The following is a 23366-nucleotide window of genomic DNA, read 5'->3' on the forward strand; positions in this document are numbered from 1 at the left end:
CGAGGACCGGATTCCCGAACTGGGCGCTCTCGCGATCGAGGCGGCCAAGGAAATCGCGCCATTCCTGCCGCCGGACCGGCTCACTCGCTACTGACTCCGAGGGCCCGCGCCGTCAGCGAAGCGAGATGCGCAGGCTGATGCTCGGACAACTGCCGAATCTGCGTCCGGCAGCTGAACCCGTCCGCATGCACCACCGTCCCTTCCGGCGCCGCGCGCAGGGCGGGCATCAACTGGTGCTCCGCGACAGCGACGGAAACGTCGTAATGCCCCCGCTGAAATCCGAAATTCCCCGCCAACCCGCAACAACCCTCGCGCAGCACTTGCGAATGGTCGGACAATCGCCCGAGCAGCTGCGAATCGGCGTCGTAGCCGAGGTCCGCGTGCTGGTGACAATGCACCTGCGTGAGCACCGGCGCCGCGGACTTCGTCAACGCGGGAAGCTCGCTCTCCCCGACATGCTCCGCGAATGTCCGGACACTGCGCTTAAGCAAGGCAGTCCGCGGGTCCTCCGGCAGCAACTCCGAGCCGTCCTCCCGCAGGGTCGCGGTGCAACTCGGCTCCAGGCCGATCACCGGAATTCCCTGCTGCAGCCACGGATCCAGCGCATCCAGCGACCGCCGCAACACCCGGCGCGCGGCGCTCAGCTGGCCGGTGCTGTGCCAGGTCAGTCCACAACAGACAGTCCGCTCCGGGATGACCACCTCGTGGCCCAGGGCTTCCAGGACCGCGACCGCGTCCCGGCCGACCTGGGGGTCGAAGAAGTTCGTGAAGGTGTCCGGCCACAGCACGACTTTCGACGAGGACGTCACCCGCTCCCGGCGGCGGAACCACGAAGCGAACGTTGGCGACGCGAGCTGCGGCAAAGCGCGTTCGGCGGCGATCCCGCCCAGGCGGTTCAGAACCGGCCGGAGCGGGCCGCCCGCGACGGCGTTGATCGCGCGGGCGAACGGGGCGCCCAGCCGGAGCCATCGCGGCAGCGCGCCCATCGTGTAATGCGACATCGGGCGGACCCGGCGCTCGTAGTGGCGGCTGAGGAATTCGGTCCGGTAGGAGGCCATGTCGACGCCGACCGGGCAGTCGGACTTGCACGCCTTGCAGCCGAGGCAGAGGTCGAGCGCGTCGCGGACTTCAGGTGAGCGCCAGCCGTCCTCGATGACGTCTCCGGCCAGCATTTCGAACAGCAGACGCGCCCGGCCGCGGGTCGAGTGTTCTTCTTTGCCGGTCGCGCGGTAGCTCGGGCACATCATCCCGCCGGACGCGGAGACGCACTTGCCCACGCCCACGCATCGCCGGGACGCCGCGGCCAAATCCCCGTCGTCGGCGTGCAGGGCAAGCCGGGCCCGGGTCGGCAGGATCGGCGGGGCGATGACCGTGCGCAGATCGGCGTCCAGCGGCGCGGGATCGACGACGCGGCCGGGGTTCATGCCGTTCGTGGGGTCGAAGGCGGCTTTGAAGTCGGCGAACGCCTGCATCAGCCGCGGCGAGAACATCAGCGGCAGGAGTTCGGCTCGCGCTTGGCCGTCGCCGTGTTCGCCGGACAGCGAGCCGCCGTGGGATACCACGAGTTCCGCGGCCTCGACCATGAACGACCGGTACGCTTCCTTCGCTTCCGGGGCGGCCATCGGGAAATCGATCCGCACATGCAGACAACCGTCGCCGAAATGGCCGTAGACCACGCCTTTCCGGCCGTGCTTGTCCAGCAGCAGGTCGAATTCGCGCAGGTACGCGCCGAGCCGGTCCGGCGGGACCGCGGAGTCCTCCCAGCCCGACCACGCCTCGGAGCCGTCCGCCAGCCGCGTCGCGAGACCGGCGCCTTCTTCCCGGATCCGCCAGAGTTTCCGCTGGGCAACAGGATCCTCCACGACCAGCGACGACGCGCCGACCTGCGGAGCGCGCGCGGCGACCTGGCGGGCAACGGCCAGCGCCTCCGCCGCGTCATCGCCGCCGGTTTCCAGGTACAGCCACGCCGTTCCGTCCGGCAGGGTGCTGCGGTCGCCGGGTTTCCGGGCGTCGAGAGCGGCGACCAAACCGGCCTCGATGCCTTCCATGGTCAGCACCGGCAGGTCGAGCAGCGACGGGACCGCGTCGGCGGCAGCGATGCTGTTCTCGAAACCCAGCACAGCGAGGGCGCGCGTCGCCGGGATCGGGGCCAGGTCGACGACCGCGCTCAGCATCGTCACGCAGGTGCCCTCGGAGCCGACGAGGGCCTTGGCGACGTCGAAACCGTTCTCTGGCAACAGGTATTCGAGGTTGTACCCGGAAACTCGCCGGGGCAGTTTCGGGTAGCCGAGCCGGATGTCGGCCAGGTACTCGTCGCGCAGGTCCCGCAGGCCGCGGTAGAGCGCACCGACCGAATCCTCGCGGGCGCAGAGTTCCGCCAGCTCCGCCGGTGAAGTGGGACCGACCTCGAGCCGGGTTCCGTCGAGGAGGGCGATTTCCAGCGCGCGGACGTTGTCGACCGTCTTGCCCCAGGCCACCGAATGCGAACCGCAGGCGTTGTTGCCGATCATCCCGCCGATCGTGCACCGGCTGTGCGTCGACGGGTCCGGGCCGAAGGTGAGCCCGTGCTCGGCGGCCCGTTCGCGCAACCGGTCCAGCACGAGCCCGGGTTCGACGCGCGCCGTGCGGGCGGCGGGGTCGAGGTCCAGCACGCGGTTGAGGTGCCGGGTGAAGTCCAGGATCACCGCGCGGTTCGCGGCCTGCCCGCCGATGCTCGTCGCCGCGCCGCGCGGGAGGACGGGCGCGCCGTGGTCCGCACACACCCGCAGCGCGGCCACAACGTCGTCCGCGCTGCGCGGCCGCACTACGAGCAGCGGAATGTGCCGGTAGTTCGACGCGTCGGTGGAGTGGGTGGCGAGCGTCGCCGGGTCTCCGGCGACCTCGCCGGACACCGCCCGCGCGAGTGCTTCCTGCAGTGCCGATTGCGAACGGGCTCGGGCCGGCATGGGCGTCTCCTGGGAAATCGGGGGTTCACAGCGCCGCGGTCGCCGGGCTACCGTGAAGGCTCGCCACATAGTGGATATAGCTTCCACATGTTGTCAACATCGACGTGAGGAGTGGTCTCCTTGACCGACATGCCCCGCAACGAAAGCGTCTTCACCTGGGCCGCGCCCCCGCTGAAGTTCGGTGCCGGCGCCCTCGACGAGCTGGGCGCGGAGGTGGCCGCCCGGCAGGCCAGGTCGTGCCTGATCCTCACCGACCCCGGCGTCCGCGCCACCGGCATCCCGGACCGGGCGCTCGACTCGATCCGCGCGGCCGGCGTGAAGAGCGAGATCTTCGACGGCGTCGGCGTCGAACCGACCGACGCGAGCATCGACGAGGCCGTCGCTTACGCCCGCCAGCAGGAATGGGACTGCTTCGTCGCGATCGGCGGCGGCTCGGCGATCGACACCGCCAAGGCCGTCAACCTGCTGACCACGCACCCCGGCGAGCTGCTCGACTTCGTGACCCCGCCGATCGGCGCGGGCAAGGCCCCGTGGCTGCCGCTGAAGCCGCTCATCGCCGTCCCGACCACCGCGGGCACCGGGTCCGAATCGACCACGATCTGCGTCGTCGACCTGCTCGGCCTGCACCTCAAGGCCGGGGTGAGCCACCCGTCGCTGCGCCCGTCGCTGGCGGTCGTCGACCCGCGCACGACGATCAGCCTGCCCTCGGCGGTCACCGCGGCCAGCGGCATGGACGTCCTCTCGCACGCGCTGGAGAGCTACACCAGCGTCGCGTTCGACGCGAAGCCCGCGCCGGAAGACCCGATGAAACGACCGGCGTTCTGCGGCTCCAACCCGATCAGCGACGTCTGGTGCGAGATGGCGCTGACGTTGGTGGGCAAGCATTTGCGCGCCGCTGTCCTCAATGGACGCGACCTGACCGCGCGCACCCAGATGGCGCTCGCGTCGACCTACGCCGGCACCGGTTTCGGCAACGCCGGCACCCACCTGCCGCACGCGAACGCGTACCCGATCGCCGGTGCGGTGAAGCAGTACCGCGCCGAGGGCTACCCGGAGATGCCGATGGTCCCGCACGGCCAGGCCGTGTCCGCGACCGCCGCCGAGGTCTTCCGCTGGACCTATCCCTCGGCGCCCGAACGGCATCTGCACGCCGCGCACCTGCTGTCCGGCGGCCAGACCTTCACCGCCACCGACGGCGCCGACGCCCTCCCCCACGTGCTCGCCGAGCTGATGGCCGACATCCAGATGCCGAAGGGACTGCACGCGTTCGGGTACGGCGACGAGGACATCGACACCCTCGTCGACGGCACCCTCAAGCAGACCCGTCAGCTGGCTGTCGTGCCCCGTCCGGTCACCCGGGCCGCGCTCGAAGACATCTTCCGCCGTTCGCTCTGACCCCCGGGAGTTATCAATGGCGACAACTCCGGAAAAGAGCACCGACGTCCGCCTGGTGGTCGCGTCGAGCGTGTTCGGCACGACCGTCGAGTGGTACGACTTCTTCCTCTACGGCACCGCCGCGGGACTCGTCTTCAACAAACTGTATTTCCCCGGCTCCGATCCCCTCGTCGGCACCGTGCTGGCCTTCGCGACCTTCGCACTCGGCTTCCTCGCCCGCCCGGTCGGCGGGTTCGTTTTCGGCCACCTCGGCGACCGGGTCGGGCGCAAGAAGATCCTCGTCGCGACCATGCTCATCATGGGCACCGCGACCTGTCTCATCGGGCTGCTGCCCGACTACCGGATGATCGGCCCGGCCGCCCCGATCATCCTCGTCGTCCTCCGGCTGGCCCAGGGCGTCGCGGTCGGCGGCGAATGGGGCGGCGCGGTGCTGATGGCCACCGAGTACGCCCCGGCCGGGAAACGCGGGCTCTACGGCAGTTTCCCGCAGATCGGGCTGGCCATCGGGCTCACGCTGGGCACCGGCGTGCTGGCGCTGCTCAACGCGGTCACCAGCGACGAGGCGTTCCTGTTGTGGGGCTGGCGAATCGGCTTCCTGCTGTCCGCCGTGCTGGTGGTGGCGGGCCTGCTGATCCGGGTCAAGGTGATGGAAACCCCGGCCTTCCGCACGATGGCGGCCGAGGAGGGCACCGCGACCGTGCCCGCCGTCGAACTGGTCCGCGACCGGCTTTCCCGGCGGCATCTGCTGCTCGGCATGGGCAGCCGCTTCACCGAGGGCGTGGCGTTCAACGCGTGGGCCGTCTTCGTGATCTCCTACGGCAGCGGAACGCTGAAGCTGGACCGGCAGCCGCTGCTGGTCGGCGTGATGATCGCGGCCGCGGTGATGGTGGTGTTCATCCCGGTGTTCGGCAGGGTTTCCGACCGGCTCGGCCGACGCCGGACCTTCACCACCGGAGCCGTGACGACGCTCGTGCTGGCGATCCCCGCACTGGCGGCACTGCACAGCGGCAATCCGGTGCTGATCACCCTCTCGCTGATCGCGGTGCTGGGCATCAGCTACCCGGTGATGTACGGCCCGCAGGCGGCGTTCTATGCCGAACTGTTCCCGATTTCGCGGCGGTGCACCGGGATTTCGGTGGTGTACCAGCTTTCCGGCGTCGTGGCTTCGGGGCTGACCCCGCTGATCCTGGCGTATCTCGCCGGGAAGACCGGCACGACCGGCATCCTGGTCTACCTCGCCGCGACGACGATGGTGAGCGTGGTCTGCACGCTGGCGATCCGGCAGAGCGACCTGTTCGAGGACGACGAGCGGATTTCCGCGCCAGTCAAGGAGGTTCCCCGGTTCACCTGAGCGGCGAGCCTCGTGAGCGGCGGTGCCGGTTCTCACCGGCACCGCCGCTCACGAGGCCGGACCGGCCGCCTCGGTGAGCTGTTCCCGCAAAGTGCCCAGCGTCCGGGCCAGCAACCGCGAAATCTGCATCTGCGACAATCCGACCCGTTCGGCGATCTGGCTCTGCGTCATGTTCGAGAAGAACCGCATGACGACGATCGCGCGCTCCCGCTCCGGCAGGCTCCGCAGCAGCGGCTTGAGCGTTTCCCGGTCCTCGAGCTTCTCGATTTCCGGATCCTCGTCGCCGAGGGTGTCGGCCAGCGCGATCGAGCCGCTGTCGTCGTGGGCCGGGTAGTCGATGGACGCGGCCTGATAGGCGTTCCCCGCGTGCAGGGCTTCGGTGACCTCGTCCAGATCGAGGTCGAGGTGGTCGGCGAGTTCGCGCGCGGTGGGCGCGCGGCCGAGGCGCTGGCCCAGGTCGGTGGCGGCCTGGCCGATCGTCACGTGGAGTTCCTTGAGCCGCCGCGGGACGCGGACCGACCAGGTGTGGTCGCGGAAGTACCGGCGGACCTCGCCCATCACCGTCGGGACGGCGAAGGCGACGAAATCCGTCTGCCGCGCTGGGTCGTAGCGGTCGACGGCGTTGATGAGGCCGATCCGCGCGACCTGCAGGAGGTCTTCGGACGGCTGGCCGCGCCGGGCGAACCGGCGCGCGATGTGCTCGGCCAACGGGAGGTGCTCCTCGATGAGGCGGCGGCGCAGCCGGGAGTGCTCGTCGGTGTCCTCGGCGAGGCGGCTGATCTCCTCGAACAGCACCGCGCAGTGGCGGTAGTCGTCGCGCCGGGTGCGGGTCATGGTCGCCGCGGTCATGTAAATCCTCCTGACAGCCGAAGGGAACGTGACTCGTGTAGTGCCATGGAGCGCATCGCGTCGCCGACGCTAATCATCCTTAGTGGACAGTGCTCGGCGCCGCAAGGCGAGCAGGCGGCGGATCCGCGTGCTCGCCGGGGTGCCAGGCAGCCGGAGTGTCATGGCCGGGTGGTACCCGCCCGAGAGCAAGATCAATCAGGCGGCCACCCGAATGGGGGCTCAAGTCACATCGCGCCGACGCGGCAGAGTGGCGCGATCGCCGACGGAACGCAAGACCGGCGGGGCGAGCTGCCCGATGCGGTGACCGTCCCTCGCGCAATGCGGTGACGAGCCGGAGAACCTGCGGAACGACGCGGGCACCGGCGAAATAGCGGAGAACGACGAGAGCTTCGCCGGAATCGGTTTCGACCGGCGGTCAACCATCCGTGGACCTGGGTCGCGAGTGCAGCATGGCGGACGCCTCTCCAGCGGGAAGGATCAGCTTCCGGACCGCCATCGCCCGCGCACGGAACGGCGGTCGGCGCGGCTGAGCACGCCCGAGGTGTCGCGCGTCCAGTGGCCGCCGCGCGAATCGGTGAAGGACAGGCCGGGCACGGCGGCCGCGGAGTACAGGTCGTCCACCGGCATGGCGTCCTCGCCGAACGGCAGCGCGCGGACGGCGGTCGCGCCCGGCGGGATGATCGCGAACCGGGCGCGGTGCGGTTCGTCCTCGTCCGGGCGGGCGACCTCCAGCGAGCAGTCGAACACCGGCGCGTCGCCGCTGTTGTGCGCGCACACGACGTAGTCCTCGTCCCGGTCGTGCCGGGCACCCTCGTCGAGCCACGCGGAGACCGACTGCGCCTGCTGCTCCTGCCGGACTTCCGCCTGGTCTTTCCGGTTGAGCAGCATGATCCACACATACGAGGCGAACCCCAGCAGCGAGCCCGCGCTCCCGATCGCCGATACCCACGTCGCGGTCAGTTGTGATCCCATTTCCGGCGGGGTTCCCCGATCCGGCCGCGCCGAAACCCGGTGCGGCAGAGGTTTGGACCTTCGCCGGCCGGGGTACCCAGAGCGCGGCGCGGAACCCCCTTCCGCTCCCAGACTTTCGTTGCCGCGGAGACGCCGGTGGTGCCAAGACACCGCCGGCGTTTCTGCTGTCCACAGTGGACTTGTGTGCTCAGGTCTTCAGCCAAGCAGGACGAGCGCCCTTGCTCAGCGTGCGCCATTCGTCGGCGAACCGGTCCTGCAACATCTTCGCCGCGGCTTCGTCCCGGCCGTAGAGGAGACCGAAGGTGAACGTGTTCTGGTTCTCGCTGAAGCCGTCGATCGCGAAGTGCCGCAACGCTGCTCGGTCGACCACGGTGTCCTGATGCTTGCCCAGCGTCTGCTGCACCGCCTTGACGTGCTTGCGCCACGTGCGCAGCTTCTTGCCGAACACCGGCCGGACGGCGTCAGCGGCATAGCGAGCGCGCTTGGCCTTCTTCCGGACGTTGTGCAGTGCCTTCTCCAGCTCAGTTCCGCTGAGCCCTTCCGCCGCCGCAGTGGCTCGAGAGAGCTTGCGCGCAGTCTTGCGCAGAGGCTTCCGCAGCGCCTTCTTGCCCGCCGGGCGCATCGTGTCGAGCAGCGCGGCGATCGATCCCAGCAAAGTCACGTATCGGGTGCTGGACAAGGCTTCCGTCGCGCGGGCCAGTTCAGTTTGGGAGGTGCGGGCGAAGTCGCGGGTCAGGTATTGCCGCAGCGGTCCGAAAACCAGCTCCGGCGGGACCTCGTCGAGACAGGATTCGAGGCGGGCTTGGCTGACCTCGGTGTCGCGCGCGGGGGCGAGTTCGCTTCCGAGCCACTTCAGCTCCGCCGCGATCGCGTTGGCTTTCTTCTTGCCCACCAAGGGTTTGAACGTCTGAAGCGCGCTCCGCAGCTTCCGCGCCGCGACCCGGAGCTGGTGCACCGAATCGTCTTCCCCGACGCGAAAGCCCAAGTCAGCGCGACGCAATCGCTCGAATTGCTCGCGCAGGTACGCAGCCAGGACCTCGTTCGAGCCACGCTTGCCTACGGCGGTGTCTCCGATCAGGCGCTGCAGTTTCGACGGCCACCAGGCGTTCTCGGCCCCGCGCTTCCGCAAGGCGCGATCAAGCCGGTCGAGCAGCTCAGGTCCCGCCTCGACGTCCAGCTCGCGCCAGCGGTCCAGCCGAACCGCTTGTCCCCCGAGGAATTCTCCGGTGACATGGTCGTCCGCCAGCGTCGCCAGGGTCCGGCCGGACGCGTCGGACAGGCGGTGCGTGAACCGGTCGGTCCGCAGCTGCGCGACCGGATGCAGCTTGCGGTCCAGCGTGTACGCGCGGACCAGCTTCACGACCGGCGCAGGCATCGCCGAGTTGTCGAGCGGAAACTGCAGCTCATGACCGGGCGATCTCAGCCACCACCCGGTGTCGCTGCTTCTTCGCAGCGTGATCCCGGCTCTGGTCAACCGGAAGTCCTTGGTGTCGTAGTAAACGGTCTCCAGCGTCCGCTCGGCGGGTGCTTCCTGCGTGATCCCCTTGCCCGCCAGCTGCGGCACCCAGGCTTTCAAGCTCAGCTCGTACTTGCGTCCGGTCTCTGCGCTTCGCATTCCCCGCTCCTTCAGTCGTTGTCGGCGGCGCCGGCGACGGCCTCGGCGATCGCGGGCACCAAGCCCTCGTCGAAGACGCTGGGCACGATGTGCTCCCGGTCGAGGTCGTCGCCGACCGTCTCGGCCAGCGCGTGCGAGGCCGCGAGCAGCATCCGCGCGGTCACCTTCGGGGCGCCGGAGTCGAGCAGCCCGCGGAACATCCCCGGGAACACGAGGACGTTGTTGATCTGGTTGGGCAGGTCGCTGCGGCCGGTCGCGACGATCTCCGCGTGCTCGTGCGCGGCGTCCGGGTCGACCTCCGGATCCGGATTGGCCAGCGCGAACACGATCGCCCGGTCGGCCATCCGCGCGAGGTCGTCGCCCTTGAGCAGGCCGCCGACGCTCACGCCGACGAAGACGTCCGCGTCGCGCAAGGCGTCCTGCAGGCTTCCCTGGACCGCGTCGCCGCGGTTGGTGTTCTCCGCGAGCCACTGCTTCTCGCCGGTCAGATCGCGTTCGCCGTGCAGAGCGCCTTTGCTGTCGCAGACCACGATCCGCTCCGCGCTGAAGTCGGCCTTCAGCAGCAGCCGCGCGATCGCGGACCCGGCAGCGCCAGCGCCGGAAATCACCACCGAGGTGTCCCCTGGCGTGCGGTCGGTCAGCTTCAGCGCGTTGTGCAGGGCGGCGAGCACGGCGATCGCGGTGCCGTGCTGGTCGTCGTGGAAGACCGGAATGTCCAGCTCGTCGTGCAACTGCCGCTCGACGGTGAAGCACTGGGGCGCGGCGATGTCTTCCAGGTTGATCGCGCCGAAGGACGTCGCGAGGTCCTTGGCCGTGCGCACCAGGTCTTCCGGCTCGCGGCTGACCGGGCAGATCGGCCACGCGTCGACGTCGGCGAAGCGCTTCAGCAGCGCCGCTTTGCCCTCCATCACCGGCAGCGCGGCGGCCGGGCCCTGGTCGCCGAGCCCGAGCAGCGCGGAACCGTCGGAGACGATCGCGACGGAGTTGCTGCGCACGGTTTCCCGCGCCAGCACCGAGGGGTCCTCCGCGACGCGCTTGGCCAGCTCGGCGACGCCGGGCGTGTAGTGCTCGGCGAGGTCGTCGGCGTCGTCGAGCCGCACTCGGGTGGTGACTTGGATCTTTCCGCGACTGCTCATGGCAGCCGGATACCCGGCCGCGCGGCGGCGGAATCCTGCTCGGTACGTGAGGGGAACCCTCATTGACTCTGATTCCCTCAGGGTTCCCCTCACGTACCGGGAAGACCCGCGCCGGGCGCCGTCAGTCGAGCACGAGCGCCGCGTCCGGTTCGGTCACCCGGAAGCTGAAGCTTTCCTCCAGGTACAGCGTGAGCGTCTCGGCGTCGTGGTGGCGGTAGCCGACCGAGAGGTCCTGGCCGAGTTCCAGCACGAAGTCCCCGCCCGCCAGGCTCAGCACGACCGCGCCGGTCAGCCCCGGCGTGCGCTTGACCCGGCCGCCGCCGAGGGCGCGGCGGAGGTGGTCGAGCACGAGCAGGCCGCCGTGTTCGGTGCTCTCCACGATGGCGGTGTAGCCGTCGGGGTTGATCGCGAGCGCGTACGGTCCTTCGATTCCGTTGCACCGCAACGTGTTCACCGCGTTGGCGACCACGTGCGGATAGCGTTCCGGATCGGTGCCGAGCGTGCCGTGGTCGTACGGGCTCGCCTCGACGATGCCGGTGATCCCCGCCTCCGGCCAGCCGTGGAACACCGCGCGGTTCTCCAGCAGGCCGACCTGCGCGGCGGCCTGGTCGAGGTCGTCGAACTCCAGGTCGTCGGCGCCGCGTTCGGCGTCCTCGAGTTCCTTGCGCTCGACGGTGAACGGCACGCGCACCTCCACCAGCGGCAGCACCCGGCGCTGCTGCGCGAGGGTTTCGCGCTCGCGGGCGGTTTCCGGCGGATCGACGCGCCGGGTCCGGCCGAGGGAGGTCGCCGAGTGCGTCCAGCCGTGCGGGCCCTCGACGTCGACCATCTTGCGCGCCGCCAGGTGCGCCGCCAGCCGTTCCCGCGCCTCGTCGTCGATCTGCTGCCAGCCCTCGGCCGGGATCGGCGCGAGCTCGCGCATCAGGTGGTTCATCATGCTCCCTTCAGGCTGCCGATGCCCAGCGAACCGTCGTCGGACGGGGTCTTGCCGGCCTTGCGCTCCTGCTCCTCGACGTAGCGCTCCGGGTCGACGTCCCCGGTGTCGATGCCCTTCCCGCCCTCGTGCTCGGCCTTGAACGCCAGGAACTTCCGGCCGAGTTCCTCGCGCAGGCCCGGGTCGGCGTGCTTGCGGAAATCGGCGAGCGCGTCGTCCTCCTCCTCGGCCATGTGCTCGCTGTTGGCGGTGCGGGCCTGCCGGACCGCCTCGAGCCAGGCCGCGCTGCCCGCCGGGTGGCGGCGGGTTTCGGCGACGGCGTCGCGGATCTCGTTGTGGTCGCCGACCGCGTCGAGCGTCTCGTCTTCAGCGTCGGTGCCGCGCTGGATCAGCTCGGGGTAGAAGACTGCTTCCTCGGCGGCCGCGTGCAGGTCCAGCAGGTCGGCGAGCGGTTCCCAGGCCCGCGCCAGCTCGTCCGGGCCGTCGAGGTCGTCCAGTGCCGCGAACGCCCGCCGGAACCGCTCGTGATCGTCGAGGATCAGGCTGGTGATGTCCGTCATGGCCCTCGACGTTAGCTCTCCCGGCGGCAGCGCGCTCGTCGTGTTTGCGCGAGGCTGCTTGCGGGTAACGGGATCCGATGGTCGCGCGTCAGGAACCGGGAGCCGAGCCGCCGGACACCACCAGCCTCGACAAGCTCCGCCGAGCAGCCAGTGAGTGCCGCGGCTGCGGGCTTTACCGCGACGCCACGGCGACGGTTTTCGGCGTGGGCGCCAAACATGCGGACATCTTCGCCCTCGGCGAGCAGCCCGGCGACCAGGAGGACCGGCGCGGCGAACCGTTCGTCGGACCGGCCGGGAAGCTGCTCGACAAGGCGCTCGGCGACGCGGGACTGGACCGCGATTCGCTGTATCTGACCAACGCGGTCAAGCACTTCAAGTTCAAGCTCCGCGGCAAACGCAGGATCCACGAAAAGCCGGCCCGATCCGAGGTCGTCGCGTGCCGCCCCTGGCTGGTGGCCGAACTGCAAGCGGTACAGCCGCGGCTCGTGCTGCTGCTGGGCGCGACGGCGGCGCAATCGGTGTACGGCAGCAGTTTCCGGCTCACCCAGCATCGCGGCGAACCGCTGGATCCGCCGGAAGAGTTCGCCGACCTGTTCGCCTCGGCGGTCGCCACCGTCCACCCGTCCGCCGTGCTGCGCGCGCCCGACCGCGACACCGCGTACGACGAGTTCGTCGCCGACCTGCGCGGGCTCTGACGTTTGCCGCTTCCGGCAAGGGGAATCCGGTCGCCATGAAAGCAGTGACCTGGCACGGCAAGCGGGACGTGCGAGTCGACCACGTCCCCGACCCGAAGATCGAGGAGCCGACCGACGCCGTCGTGCGGGTGACCTCGACCGGCATTTGCGGGTCCGACCTGCATCTCTACGAGGTTCTCGGCCCGTTCATGACCGAGGGCGACATCCTCGGCCACGAGCCGATGGGGATCGTCGAGGAGGTCGGCAGCGGCGTGAGTTCGCTGAAGCCCGGCGACCGTGTGGTGGTGCCGTTCAACATCTCCTGCGGACACTGCTGGATGTGCGAGCGCGGGCTGCAATCGCAGTGCGAGACCACCCAGGTCAAGGACCAGGACAAGGGCGCGGCGCTGTTCGGCTACACGAAGCTCTACGGCCAGGTGCCCGGCGGGCAGGCCGAGTACCTCCGCGTCCCGCAAGCGCAGTACGGGCCGATCAAGGTGCCCGAGGGCCTGCCGGACGAACGGTTCGTCTACCTGTCCGACGTGGTCCCGACGGCGTGGCAGGCCGTGCAGTACGCGGACATCCCCGACGGCGGTTCCGTCGTGGTCTTCGGCCTCGGCCCGATCGGCCAGATGTGCGCGCGGGTCGCGCTGCACCAGGGCGCGGGCGAGGTGATCGGCGTCGACCTGGTGCCGGAGCGGCTGGCTCGGGCCCGCGCACACGGCGCGACGACGCTGGACCTGCGCGACCACCGGCAGATCGGCGACGCGATCCGCGACCTCACCGGCGGCCGCGGCGCGGATTCGGTGATCGACGCGGTCGGCATGGAAGCGCACGGCGCGCCGATCGGGAAACTCGCGCACAACCTGGTCGCGCTGCTGCCGCAGACTCTGGGCGCGAAGGTGACCGAGAAGGCCGGGATCGACCGGCTGAGCGTGCTGTACGCGGCCATCGACAGCGTCCGGCGCGGCGGCACGATCTCGCTGTCCGGCGTGTACGGCGGCATGGCCGACCCGATCCCGATGATGGAAGTGTTCGACAAGCAGATCCGGCTGCACACCGGGCAGGCGAACGTCCGCCGGTGGATCGACGACGTCCTGCCGGTGCTCACCGCGGACGGGGACCCGCTGGGCGTGGAAGGCTTCGCGACGCACAAACTCCCGCTGACCGACGCGCCGCGCGCCTACGAGATGTTCCAGAAGAAACTCGACGGAGTGCAGAAGATCCTGCTCGAACCAGCTGCGTAGCCGCGGTACGTGAGGGGAACCCTGAGGGAATCTGATTCCCTCAGGGTGGCCCTCACGGACCTCAAGACACGGCCAGATGGGGAGGAATCGGGCATTTAGGTGGCGGCGGCGTCTCTTGTGGACGGTCAGCGAGACTGAGGCCACGCGGCTTAAGTTCCTGGCATGGGGAATCAGAGTCAATGAGGGTTCCCCTCACGTACCTCGCCGAGCCAGCCGTTCCCGCTGCGGAACCACGACGTACTTCGGGTCCTTTGTGGACTCCACCCCGGCCGCGTACACCCCGAACCGCGTGCACAGCCCGGACGCCAGGTAAGCCGCCCCCGCGGCCACCCCCGCCGCGCGATGGCGACGCGCAGCCAACGACAACGCCGCCCCAGCCGCGGTGAGAACCTTGGCCGCCTTCAACAACCGACCGGCCCGGCCGGTCCGGTACGGCTCCGAAGCCAGCCCCAGCCCGGTCTCCAAGTGATGCTCGGCAGCCAATTCCGCGGCGGCACCGGCAATTCCAGCCCGCACGACGGGACCGTTTTCCTTCGGCGGCACCGCGATCAGCGCGATTCCCGCCCCGCTGGTCAGCGCGCTGCCCGCGAACAGCACCGGCAGCGTCCCGTGTGCCTCGTGCCAGGACGGCGTCGCCGTGTCGGCCAGCAGCACCGCGGTATACGTGCACATCGCTGGCCCCAGCACGCCCGCGCCCGCCCCGGCCAACCGGCCGAGCCGCGGGAAACGCCCGGTCAGCGCGGAGAAAGCCGCACCGGCGGCGAGACCGGAGAACGGCGACAGGATCCACGATCCCACCGACAGCGGCGAAGTCGGCTTGAACACGCGCAGCATGTTCAGGAACCGCGTGGGCTTGCCGAGGTCGTGGATCAACGCGACCACACTGGCGATCGACCCGCCGGAAGCCGCCAGCCGACCGACCTTGGCCAGCTCCGGCCGTCCGGTCGCGTCGGCGAGCGCGGCCAGCGACGCGGACGCACCGGCCGCGCCGCCGAGGAACAGGTACAACGGCACATCCGGCTGCTTCCAGGCGGGCTCCTTGAGGATCGGCCTGCCGTAGTACGACCGGAATTCGGCGGGCTCGACCATCGCCCGTTCGCGGCGGGGGCTCATCGGCGCCGTCCCAGGAACGACACGACCAGCGCCGCGGCCACCCCGGCGGCGGTCGTCGCGGCCCGCTTCCACATCTGCGGCAGGTCGCGGGTCGTCACGACCGGATCCGGCGGGAAGCCGTAGACCTCGGGTTCGTCCAGCAGCAGGAAAAACGCGCCGTCGCCGCCGACCCCGTCATCGGGATCGTGCCCGTAGAGCCGCGCCTCCGGCACGCCGTCGTCGTGCAGCGCCGACACCCTCGCGGCGGCGCGTTCGCGGAGTTCGTCCAGCTCGCCGAACTGGATGGAATCCGTCGGGCACGCCTTGGCGCACGCGGGTTCCATCCCGGCGCCGAGCCGGTCGTAGCAGAGGGTGCACTTGAACGCGCGGCCGTCGCTCTCGCGTTTCTCGATGACCCCGTACGGACAAGCCGGAACGCAGTAGCCGCAGCCGTTGCAGATGTCCTGCTGCACCACGACTGTGTCGAATTCGGTGCGGAACAGCGCGCCGGTCGGGCAGACGTCGAGGCAGGCCGCGTGCGTGCAGTGCTTGCAGACGTCGCTGGACATCAGCCAGCGCACGCCCGGTTCTTCCGGCTGCTGCTCCGGCGCCCCGACCGCCGGCATCCCCAGGTCGACCGCGGGCTGCTCGATGAACGCCACGTGCCGCCAGGTGTTCGAGCCGAGGTCGCCGGTGTTGTCGTAGGACAGGCCGAGCAGGTCCTCCCCGCCCGCCTCCGGGACGCCGTTCCACTCCTTGCACGCGACCTCGCACGCCTTGCACCCGATGCACACCGACGTGTCGGTGAAAAAGCCCATCCGGGGCTGGGCGCCGTACTCAGCCATTGGCTCGCCTCCGGTACTCCGCCACGAACTCCAGCAGCTCCGGCCCGCGCGGCCGCCGTCCGGGACGGATGTCGCAGGTGGCCGCTTTGGCCTCCTGGATGTGCACGTTCGGGTCCATCACGATCGAGAGCAGGTCGTTGGCCGCGTCGCCGCGGGACAGCCCGTTCGGGCCCCAGTGGTACGGCAGCCCGACCTGGTGGACGGTCCGGCCGCGCACCTTGAGCGGTTTGACCCGGTCGGTGACCAGCACGCGGGCCTCGATCGCCGTCCGCGCCGACACGATGGTGGCCCAGCCGAGGTGGACCAGCCCGCGTTCGGCGGCCAGCGCGGGCGAGATCTCGCAGAAGAACTCCGGCTGCAGCTCGGACAGGTACGGCAGCGTCCGGCTCATCCCGCCCGCCGTGTGGTGCTCGGTGAGCCGGTAGGTGGTGAACACGTACGGGTAGACCTCGCTGCGCGCCGGGTTGTACTGGTTCACCGGGCTGTCCAGCGTCTGCCGCACCGGCGATTCCTGCTGGCCGTACAGCGCGTTCGCGACCGGGCTCTCGAAGGGCTCGTAATGCGTGGGCAGCGGGCCGTCGGCCAGCCCGGCGGGGACGTACAGCCAGGCCTTGCCGTCGGTCTGCATGATGAACGGATCGCGGCCGCTCAGCGCGTCCTGCGCCTTCGCCCCGTCCGGCGGGACGTAGCTCGGCGCCTTCGTGGCCTCGAAGTCCGGGACGTCCGGGCCGGTCCACTTGGACTCCTCAGCGTCCCAGTAGACCAGCTTTTTCCGTTCGCTCCACGGTTTCCCGTCCGGATCCGCCGAGGCGCGGTTGTACAGGATCCGCCGGTTCGCCGGCCACGCCCAGGCCCAGCCGCTCGCGATCCAGTCCTGTTCGGAGCCCGGCTGCCGGTTCGCGGCGTGGTTGTGGCCGTCGGCGCGGACGCCGCAGTAGATCCAGCAGCCGCAGGACGTCGAACCGTCGTCCTTCAACTGGGTGTACGACGAGAGCGGGCCTTCCGGACCGTGGCCGTTGATCTCCGCGAGCACGGACTCCGCGCTCGGCTCGGCGGTCGGGCCCTCGGTCGGATAGCTCCAGGCGAGATCGCGCAGCGGGGCGTCGCGTTCGCCGCTGCCGGCGCGCTCCCGGATCAGCCTGCCGAGGTGGTAGTAGAACCACAGGTCGCTGCGGGCGTCGCCGGGCGGTTCGACCGCTTTGTGGTGCCATTGCAGCAGCCGCTGGGTGTTGGTGAAGCTGCCGTCCTTTTCGGTGTGCGCGGCGGCGGGCAGGAAGAAGACCTCGGTGCCGATCTCCTCGGGCTTCAGTTCGCCGGTCTCGATCTCCGGGCCGTTCTTCCAGAACGTCGCGCTCTCGATGAGCTGCAGGTCGCGGACCACCAGCCAGTCGAGATTCGCCAGCCCGAGCCGCTGGAACTTCCCGTTGGCCGAGCCGACCGCCGGGTTCTCGCCGACCAGGAAGTACCCCTTGCACTCCCCCGCGATCTGCTGCTGGACCGTCTGGTACGTCCCGTGGTCGCCGGTCAGCCGCGGCAGGTAGTCGAAGCGGAAATCGTTGTGCGGCTGGGCGCTGTCGCCCCAGTACGCCTTGAGCAGGCTGACCGTGTACGAGCGCATGTTGCCCCAGAAACCGGTCTTGCCCGCGTCGGCCTCGACGAAACTGTCGAGGTCGAGGTGCTGGTGCGCGTGCGGCATCGGGATGTAGCCGGGCAGCAGGTTGAACAGCGTCGGGATGTCGGTCGAGCCCTGGATGCTGGCGTGCCCGCGCAGCGCGAGGATGCCGCCGCCCGGACGGCCGATGTTGCCCAGCAGCGTCTGCAGGATCGAGGCGGTGCGAATGTACTGCGCGCCGACCGTGTGGTGCGTCCAGCCGACCGAGTACACCCAGGCCGTGGTGCGGTCGCGGCCGGAGTTCGCGGTGATCGCCTCGGCGATTTCGGTGAACTGCTCGACCGGCAGGCCGCAGACGTCGGCGACCGCCTCGGGCGTGTAGCGGGAGAAATGCCGTTTGAGGACTTGGTAAACGCAGCGCGGATGCTGCAGGGTCTCGTCGGTTTTCGGTTTGGTGTCGATCGCCGCGCCGCCGCTGCCGTAGGACTCGGCGCGCGCGGAGGTCTGGTGCTTCTCGCCGCCGTGGTGCCCGCCCGGCTGCCCCGGGTCGCGGTGGCCGGCCGCCGGGGCCGCCTCAGCGTCCTCGTACGCCCAGGTCGAGTTGTCGTATTGGCGCTTGTCCGGGTCGAAGCCGGAGAAGAGGCCGTCGAGGTCTTCGGTGTCGGCGAACTCCTCGGTCAGGATCGCCGCGGCGTTCGTGTAGGCCACGACGTACTCGCGGAAGTCCAGTTCGTGCTGCAGGACGTAGTTGATCAGCCCGCCGAGGAAGGCGATGTCCGAACCCGCCCGCACCGACGCGTGGACGTGCGCGACCGCGCTCGTGCGGGTGAACCGCGGGTCGACGTGGATGATCTTCGCTCCGCGGGCCTTCGCCTCCATCACCCACTGGAACCCGACGGGATGGCATTCGGCCATGTTCGAGCCCTGGATGACGATGCAGTCGGCGTTGGCGAGGTCTTGCTGGAACGTCGTGGCGCCTCCACGACCGAAGGAGGTCCCCAGACCGGGAACCGTGGCGGAGTGTCAAATACGGGCCTGGTTTTCGATCTGTATCGCGCCGAGCGCGGTGTACAGCTTCTTCATCAGGTAGTTCTCTTCGTTGTCCAGCGTCGCGCCGCCGAGGCTCGCGAAGCCGAGCGTGCGGTTGAGCCTGCGGCCCTGGTCGTCGGCGTCCTGCCACGTGGCGGCTCGCGTCTCGAGCACGCGGTCGGCGATCATGTCCATCGCCTGGTCGAGGGACAGCCGTTCCCAGTCGGTGCCGTACGGACGGCGGTAGAGGACTTCGGTGACGCGGCTCGGGCTGGTCACGAGCTGTTTGCTGGCCGAACCCTTCGGGCACAGCCTGCCGCGCGAGATCGGCGAATCCGGGTCGCCCTCGATCTGGGTGACCGCGCCGTCCTTGACGTACACCTTCTGCCCGCAGCCGACCGCGCAATACGGACAGACGGAACGGACTACCTTGTCGGCGTCCTCGGTGCGGGCGTGCCAGCTTTCCGATCCGCGGGATTTCGCCGCCGAGGCGCGCGCAGTGCGGTCGGGACCGGCCAGCTGCCGGTACACCGGCCAGCCTTCGATCCACTGCCGCATGCCCACGCTGTCACGGTAATCCGTTCTCCGGGCGCTCGCAGCACGTCCGGCGGGTCCCGTCGCCGAGCGGTTCGGTGAGCCCGGCCGCGTCGAGGTGCTCCAGGAGCGGGATCATCACCCGGCGGGTGCTGTCCAGCGCCCGCCGCGCCCGCGACACGGTGAACGGCTCGCCGAGCGCGGCCAGCGCCTCCGCCGCGCGCTCCGGCGCGTCCGGGCCCAGCACCACTCCGTCGGCGATCGCCCGCAGCCGGCCGACCCGGACGGCGGCGGCCAATTCCCGTTTGCCCAGGCCGAGTTCCCGCAGTTCGTCCGCTTCCGGCGCGCGGAACGGGTGCTCGGCGAACCGTTCTTCGAGGACTGCGACGGCGGTTTCCACTTCGGCGGTCAGCCCGGTGCCGGGTTTGCGGACGAGCCCGTCCTTGAGGATCAGCTCGCCGGCGAGGACCGCCGGGATCAGGTCCGCGTCCGGGAGGCCGAGCCGTTGCCGGAACGCCTCGGCCGGGATGCCCGCCGCCAGCGGATGTTCCCGGGTCCACGCCGCGACGACTTCGGCGGCCTCCGCTCGCGACCGGCGGAGGCGGGCCGGGTCGGCGTGCCAGCCGCCGAGCCGCTCGCCTACCTCCGGCAGCCCTAACGCGCGGAAGTCCTCGTGGCGCACGAAACCCGCCCGGCGGAGGTAATCCCAGCCCGGCTCCACCGCGGTCAGCTCTTCACCCCGGGCGCGCGCGGCGCCGCGGCGCGCGAGCGACGGCGGCCGGACGTCCACCACGTCGAACCCAGCCGGGATCCGGTGCTCGCCCGGGTCGCGCAGCAACCCCCGGTCGCCGGTCCGGAGCGGCAGCGGGCTCGCGAGCAGCAGCCGCGCGGTGTCCGTCCCGAGCGGACGGACGCGGACCGGCACCGCTGCGGATCCGAAGTGCAGCACGAGGTTCCGGTGCAGTTCGCCGGACTGTGCGCCGCGCAGCCGGACGTCTATTTCGGTCGCCGGGCGCCACGCACCCGGGGTCAGCAGCACGTCGCCCCGCCCGACGGAATCCTTGGGCACGCCGCGCACGTTCACCGCGACCCGAGCCACCGCGGACACGCTTTCGCGCGGTTCGCCGAGCGCCTGCAGACCGCGGATCTGCACGCGGTTCGCGCCGAGCGTCAACTCGTCGCCGACCCGCAGCGTGCCGCCGCCGAGGGTTCCGGTGACGACGGTGCCCGCGCCTTTGATGGTGAACGCGCGGTCGATCCAGAGTCGGACGTCCGCGTCGAGGTCCGGCGGCGGCAAGCGGCTCGCGAGCTTGGCGAGCTGCGCGCTCAGTTCGTCGAGCCCTTCGCCGGTCGTGCCGCTGACGCGCACCGCGGGCACCTCGCCGAGCGCCGTCGCCGCGATCTCCTCAAGCGCCGCCGCTGTCGCTCTCGCCGGATCGGCGCGGTCCGCTTTGGTGACGGCGAGCAGGCCGTGCCGGACGCCGAACGCGTCGAGCGCAGCCAGGTGTTCCGCGGATTGCGGCATCCAGCCCTCGTCCGCGGCCACGACGAACAAGGCGGCCGGGACGGGACCGACGCCCGCCAGCATGTTCGGGACGAATCGCTGGTGCCCGGGGACGTCGACGAAAGCGATCTCCTCGCCGCCCAGGCGGGTCCAGGCGAAGCCGAGGTCGAGGGTCAGGCCGCGGCGGCGTTCCTCGGCCCACCGGTCCGGTTCCATGCCGGTCAGCCGGCGGATCAGGGTGGATTTCCCGTGGTCGACGTGGCCGGCGGTGGCGATCACCCGCATCGGCGGACCGCCTCCCGCAGGGTCGCGTCGTCCGCCGGGGCCACCGTCCGGAGGTCGAGCAGGCACCGGTCCCGCACGATCCGGCCGACGACGGCGGGCTCGCCCAGCCGCAACGCCTGCGCGTACCGGGCAGGCAACGCGACCGCCGCGCTGGGCAGCTCAACTCCCGGCGCGCCACCGCCGCCGACAACCGCGGTCGAATCCACCGCTTCGGCGTCCACGCCCGCCGAACGCAACGACTGAGCTAGCGCTTCGGCGCGTTGGTGAAGACCCTCCGCGACAAGCGCCGCCCGCACGGGTGGTTCCGGCCCGCGAAGGGTGGCTTCAAGCGCGGCGAGGGTCAACTTGTCGACCCGCAGCGCGCGAGCCGCGGGATGGCGTCGCAGCCGGTGCACCAGCTCGGCGTCTCCGAAGAGCAAGCCCGCCTGCGGCCCGCCGAGGAGCTTGTCGCCGCTCGCCGTGACGACGTTCGCGCCGTCGGCCAGCGCGGTCGCGACGTCCGGTTCGTCCGGCAGCAGCGGATGCGGCGCGAGCAGCCCGGACCCCACGTCGGCGACGACCGGCACGCCGAGCCCGGCCAGTTCGGCGACGCTCGCCTCCGAGGTGAACCCGGTGACCTGGTAGTTGGAGGGATGGATTTTGAGCACGAATCCGGTGTCCGGACCGATGGCCGCCGCGTAGTCCGCCGCCGAAGTCCGGTTCGTGGTCCCGACTTCGCGGAGCCGCGCACCGGTCGAGGCAAGCAGGTCCGGGATGCGGAAACCGTCGCCGATCTCGACCAGTTCGCCGCGGCTGACCACGATTTCCTTGCCTGGAGCCAAGGTCAGCGCACACAGCAGCAAGGCGGCCGCGTTGTTGTTGACCACGTGCACCGCCTCCGCGCGCGGCACCGCCTCCGCCAGCGCGGCGAGGGTCCCGCGGCCGCGTTTCGCCCGCTCCCCTGTTTCGAGCGCGAACTCGACGTCCGTGGCCCCGCCCGCCGCGACGATCGCGTCCAGCGCGGCAGCGGACAGGGGCGCCCGGCCGAGGTTGGTGTGCACGAGGACGCCGGTCGCGTTGAGCACCGGACGCAGCGAGGACACCGTCGAGGGCAGCCGGGCTACTACCTCCGCTACGACCTCGCTGGGCTCGATCTCTCCCGCGCGCGCCCGCTGCTGCGCTGCTAGGACGAGGGACTTCACCAGGCCCCGGCCGAGTGTTTCGACGGCTTTCGCGATCCTCGGCTCGCCGAGCACCGCGTCGGTGCGCGGGATCGCCCGGCGCGGGTCACCCATGGCGGAGGCGGACGGGAATCGAACCCGCCAGCGGCAGGACCTGCCGCTCAACGGTGTTGAAGACCGCGCCGGTCACCAGGCCGGATACGCCTCCCTGGGGCATTCCGCCATCCTGCCAAGACCGTCGCGCCCCCGCATGATGAAAAGCATGAGGCTGACCCAGTACGCCCACGGCGGCGGCTGCGCGTGCAAAATCCCGCCCGGCGAACTGGAAACGATCGTCCGCGGCCTGTCCGGCGCCGCGCCGGAGAACCCGCCCGGCGAACTCCTCGTCGGCCTCGACGACGGCGACGACGCGGCGGCCGTGCGCATCGCCGGGAACGTCGCACTCATCGCGACGACGGACTTCTTCACCCCGGTCGTCGACGATCCGTACGACTGGGGCCGGATCGCCGCCGCGAACGCGCTGTCCGACGTGTACGCGATGGGCGGCGTCCCGGTGGTCGCGGTCAATCTCCTCGGCTGGCCGCGCGAGGTGCTGCCGTTCGACCTGGCCGCGGAGGTGCTGCGGGGCGGCTTGGACGTCTGCGCGCGAGCCGGATGCCATCTGTCCGGCGGGCACAGCGTCGACGACCCGGAACCCAAGTACGGCCTCGCCGTCACCGGTACCGCGGACCCGGACCGCTTGCTGCGCAACGATTCGGGCAAGCCGGGCACGCCGCTCACGCTGACCAAGCCGCTCGGGATCGGCGTGCTGAACTCGCGGCACAAGGCCACCGGCGAACGCTCCGAGGAGGCGATCGCCGCGATGACCCAGCTCAACCGCGCCGCTTCGGCCGCCGCATTGGAGGCGGGCGCGGTGTGCGCGACCGACGTCACCGGCTTCGGATTGCTCGGCCACCTGCACAAACTGGCCCGGGCGAGCGGCGTCACCGCGCGGCTGGACCCGGCGGCTGTCCCGTATCTCGAGGGCGCACGGGAGGCCCTGCGTGACGGCTATGTCAGCGGCGGGACTCGCCGGAACCTCGACTGGGTCCGGCCGCACACCGATCTCTCCCGGATCTCCGAGGAAGAAGCCCTCCTGCTGGCCGACGCCCAAACCTCCGGCGGCCTGCTCGTGGCGGGCGAACTGCCCGGCTACCCCGTGATCGGCGAGCTGGTGTCCCGCACCGACCACACCATCGTCGTCGGCTGAGGTCCGTGAAGGGCTCCTTGAGGGAATTGGACCTGGATCCACCGGTGTTTGTGGTGGTGTAGGCCGTGTCTGGACGCGCAGATGCCCTCTGAGCTGGGATGATTGTTCTTGCGAAGGAAAAATCGATCCGAGCGAGAGGGCATCTGCTGGATGCGATCATTGCATACTGCCGGGGCGGTGTCGGCGAGGTTCGACGATCCGGGTCTGGTGTCGCATGCGGGGCTGGTGCCGGTGATGCGGCTGGCCGAGCGCGCCGGGCTGGGCGAGCTGGCCGACGAGCTGCTCACCCTCGGGACCACCGCGGGGTCCAACAGCGGTGCGAAGGTGTCGACGATCGTCGCCGGGATGGCGGCCGGGGCGGACTCGATCGACGATCTC

General features: G+C 70.5%; 17 protein-coding genes, 1 tRNA gene and 1 pseudogene. 6 read left to right on the forward strand and 13 right to left on the reverse strand.

Annotated elements, in window-relative coordinates; translation table 11 throughout:
• Window positions 1–80 precede the first annotated feature (80 nt).
• Window positions 81–2945, reverse strand: coding sequence for an FAD-binding and (Fe-S)-binding domain-containing protein (locus PUT80_RS26355; protein ID WP_275293844.1), 2865 nt, complete (start codon window positions 2943–2945; stop codon window positions 81–83).
• Between the two features lie 129 nt (window positions 2946–3074).
• Here PUT80_RS26355 and PUT80_RS26360 point away from each other — a divergent pair, with 129 nt between their 5' ends.
• Both PUT80_RS26360 and PUT80_RS26365 read left to right on the forward strand, forming a co-directional pair.
• Window positions 3075–4340, forward strand: coding sequence for a hydroxyacid-oxoacid transhydrogenase (locus PUT80_RS26360; RefSeq protein WP_107050982.1), 1266 nt, complete (start codon window positions 3075–3077; stop codon window positions 4338–4340).
• A 16-nt stretch (window positions 4341–4356) separates the two neighbouring features.
• Window positions 4357–5691 (forward strand): MFS transporter, encoded by a 1335-nt coding sequence (locus PUT80_RS26365; protein WP_275293845.1) that lies wholly within the window; start codon window positions 4357–4359, stop codon window positions 5689–5691.
• 48 nt (window positions 5692–5739) lie between these two features.
• On the opposite strand, the gene PUT80_RS26370 is transcribed toward PUT80_RS26365, so the two are convergent.
• The 6 genes from PUT80_RS26370 to PUT80_RS26395 all read right to left on the reverse strand — a co-directional run bounded on the left by PUT80_RS26370 (window position 5740) and on the right by PUT80_RS26395 (window position 11757).
• Window positions 5740–6540, reverse strand: a complete 801-nt coding sequence (locus PUT80_RS26370) for a SigB/SigF/SigG family RNA polymerase sigma factor (protein WP_275293846.1) — start codon at window positions 6538–6540, stop codon at window positions 5740–5742.
• A 477-nt stretch (window positions 6541–7017) separates the two neighbouring features.
• A complete protein-coding gene (locus PUT80_RS26375; RefSeq protein WP_275293847.1) occupies window positions 7018–7512 on the reverse strand; it encodes a hypothetical protein in 495 nt (164 codons plus the stop codon).
• A gap of 187 nt (window positions 7513–7699) precedes the next feature.
• Complete coding sequence (locus PUT80_RS26380; protein ID WP_275293848.1) at window positions 7700–9127, reverse strand: CYTH and CHAD domain-containing protein; 1428 nt, start codon at window positions 9125–9127, stop codon at window positions 7700–7702.
• 11 nt (window positions 9128–9138) lie between these two features.
• Window positions 9139–10263, reverse strand: coding sequence for a malic enzyme-like NAD(P)-binding protein (locus PUT80_RS26385; protein ID WP_275293849.1), 1125 nt, complete (start codon window positions 10261–10263; stop codon window positions 9139–9141).
• 121 nt (window positions 10264–10384) lie between these two features.
• Window positions 10385–11197: a family 1 encapsulin nanocompartment shell protein gene (locus tag PUT80_RS26390; RefSeq protein ID WP_275293850.1), complete on the reverse strand. Its 813-nt coding sequence runs from the start codon at window positions 11195–11197 to the stop codon at window positions 10385–10387.
• A complete protein-coding gene (locus PUT80_RS26395; RefSeq protein ID WP_275293851.1) occupies window positions 11197–11757 on the reverse strand; it encodes a hemerythrin domain-containing protein in 561 nt (186 codons plus the stop codon). Before PUT80_RS26395 ends, PUT80_RS26390 begins: the two co-directional genes overlap by 1 nt.
• A gap of 77 nt (window positions 11758–11834) precedes the next feature.
• On the opposite strand from PUT80_RS26395, the gene PUT80_RS26400 reads away from it, so the two are divergent.
• Entirely contained in the window at window positions 11835–12452 is a 618-nt protein-coding gene (locus PUT80_RS26400) for a UdgX family uracil-DNA binding protein (protein WP_275293852.1), read from the forward strand.
• Between the two features lie 35 nt (window positions 12453–12487).
• Entirely contained in the window at window positions 12488–13678 is a 1191-nt protein-coding gene (locus PUT80_RS26405; RefSeq protein ID WP_275293853.1) for a zinc-dependent alcohol dehydrogenase, read from the forward strand.
• Between the two features lie 192 nt (window positions 13679–13870).
• Here PUT80_RS26405 and nrfD read toward each other — a convergent pair whose 3' ends face one another.
• From nrfD to PUT80_RS26435, 6 genes are all read right to left on the reverse strand, one after another.
• Window positions 13871–14791 (reverse strand): NrfD/PsrC family molybdoenzyme membrane anchor subunit, encoded by a 921-nt coding sequence (gene nrfD, locus PUT80_RS26410; RefSeq protein WP_275293854.1) that lies wholly within the window; start codon window positions 14789–14791, stop codon window positions 13871–13873.
• Window positions 14788–15615 (reverse strand): 4Fe-4S dicluster domain-containing protein, encoded by an 828-nt coding sequence (locus PUT80_RS26415; RefSeq protein ID WP_275293855.1) that lies wholly within the window; start codon window positions 15613–15615, stop codon window positions 14788–14790. Before PUT80_RS26415 ends, nrfD begins: the two co-directional genes overlap by 4 nt.
• Entirely contained in the window at window positions 15608–18820 is a 3213-nt protein-coding gene (gene fdh / locus PUT80_RS26420; RefSeq protein ID WP_275293856.1) for a formate dehydrogenase, read from the reverse strand. Before fdh ends, PUT80_RS26415 begins: the two co-directional genes overlap by 8 nt.
• A gap of 4 nt (window positions 18821–18824) precedes the next feature.
• Complete coding sequence (gene selB / locus PUT80_RS26425) at window positions 18825–20579, reverse strand: selenocysteine-specific translation elongation factor (RefSeq protein ID WP_275293857.1); 1755 nt, start codon at window positions 20577–20579, stop codon at window positions 18825–18827.
• Entirely contained in the window at window positions 20570–21853 is a 1284-nt protein-coding gene (selA, locus tag PUT80_RS26430; RefSeq protein WP_275293858.1) for an L-seryl-tRNA(Sec) selenium transferase, read from the reverse strand. Before selA ends, selB begins: the two co-directional genes overlap by 10 nt.
• Window positions 21853–21947: transfer RNA gene (locus PUT80_RS26435), tRNA-Sec, on the reverse strand. Before PUT80_RS26435 ends, selA begins: the two co-directional genes overlap by 1 nt.
• Before the next feature lie 45 nt (window positions 21948–21992).
• Here PUT80_RS26435 and selD point away from each other — a divergent pair.
• Together selD and PUT80_RS26445 are read left to right on the forward strand one after the other, a co-directional pair.
• Entirely contained in the window at window positions 21993–22988 is a 996-nt protein-coding gene (gene selD, locus PUT80_RS26440; protein WP_275293860.1) for a selenide, water dikinase SelD, read from the forward strand.
• Window positions 22989–23138: 150 nt separating this feature from the next.
• Window positions 23139–23366 (forward strand): annotated as a pseudogene (locus PUT80_RS26445) (IS1380 family transposase); the annotation flags it as partial.

This window comes from Amycolatopsis sp. La24 (genome assembly GCF_029087445.1).
GTDB lineage: Bacteria > Actinomycetota > Actinomycetes > Mycobacteriales > Pseudonocardiaceae > Amycolatopsis > Amycolatopsis nivea.